This is a genomic window from Streptomyces sp. NPDC026062, assembly GCF_055568375.1.
Genome location: NZ_JBVHOQ010000144.1, coordinates 1 through 1,081 on the forward strand (window position 1 = coordinate 1; position 1,081 = coordinate 1,081).

Annotated in this window: 2 protein-coding genes; both read right to left on the reverse strand. The window is 66.1% G+C overall.

Annotation, left to right across the window (positions count from 1 at the left end):
* Window positions 1-699 (reverse strand): IS3 family transposase (locus ACZ4LX_RS38240; RefSeq protein WP_467652040.1); only part of this gene is annotated, 699 nt, incomplete at its 3' end.
* A 5-nt stretch (window positions 700-704) separates the two neighbouring features.
* Window positions 705-1,031 carry a transposase gene (locus ACZ4LX_RS38245; RefSeq protein ID WP_467652037.1) on the reverse strand — a complete coding sequence of 109 codons (327 nt, stop codon included), beginning with the start codon at window positions 1,029-1,031 and terminating at the stop codon, window positions 705-707.
* Window positions 1,032-1,081: the final 50 nt, after the last annotated feature.

Genomic DNA, 1,081 nt, shown 5'->3' on the forward strand with positions numbered 1-1,081 from the left:
GTCGTATGCGTCGCCGACGGATCCGATGCTTGCGGCGATGCCCGCGGCCTCGAGGTGCTCGGCAAGCTTGAACGATGTGTACTGCGACCCGGCATCCGAGTGATGTATCAACTCACCTGCTTGGACGGGCTGTTGGTCGCGATCGCGCTGCCAGATCGCCATCTCCAGAGCGTCCAGGACGAAGACGGTCTCCTTCACGGTGGCCGCCGACCAGCCGACGATCCGGCGGGAGAAGGTGTCCACGACGAAGGCGACGTAAACGACTGTGGACCAGGTCTTCACGTGGGTGAAGTCCGCCACCCAGCAGCGGTTCGGGGCGGCGGCGACGAAGTCGCGGTCGACCAGGTCGGGCGCTCGGTCCACCTGTCCGCCGGGGATGGTGGTGATGACGCGTTTGCCACGTACGGCGCCCTGAATCCCGAGCTCGCGCATCAGGCGCTCGACGGTGCAGCGGGCCACTTCATGGCCTTGCCGGTTCAGCTCGCGCCAGATCTTCCGGGCTCCGTAGACACGGTAGTTGGACGTGTAGACCTGCTTGATCTTCTTCTTGAGTTCCGCGTCGCGGACGCGGCGGGCGGAGGGCGCCTGGAGGCGTTTGTGGTGGGCGTAGTAGGTGGAAGGGGCGATCTTGCAGTCGTGCTCGGTAAGCGTCCTGCAGATCGGCTCGACCCCGCCGAAGCGGTCCCGGTGCTCGTCGATGAAGGCTACGAGCGCGTCTGTGGCCGGTCGAGCTCGGCCGCGAAGAAACTCGCCGCTGCCTTGAGGATCTCGTTGGCCCGCTTGAGCTCGGCGTTCTCCTTCTTGAGCGCCTTGAGCTGGGCGGATTCCTCCGTCGTTGTGCCCGGCCGTTGTCCCGCGTCGATCTCGTGCTGCTTGACCCAGTTCCGCAGCGTCTCGCGGGAACGGATGCCGAGCTTGTCCGCCACCGCTTGCAGGGCGGCCGTCTCGTTCGGGTAGTCGCCGCGGACCTCGGCGACCATGCGCACCGCACGGCGGCGCAGCTCAAGGGGGTAACGGGAGGGTCGTGCCATGACTCAATCCTTTCACGGAATCGAGCCTCCACCTGACCCGGGACGGTTCA

Excerpts from the sequence above, each read along its gene's own strand:
- ACZ4LX_RS38245 (WP_467652037.1), bottom strand. The coding sequence starts at position 1,031 with ATGGCACGACCCTCCCGTTACCCCCTTGAGCTGCGCCGCCGTGCGGTG.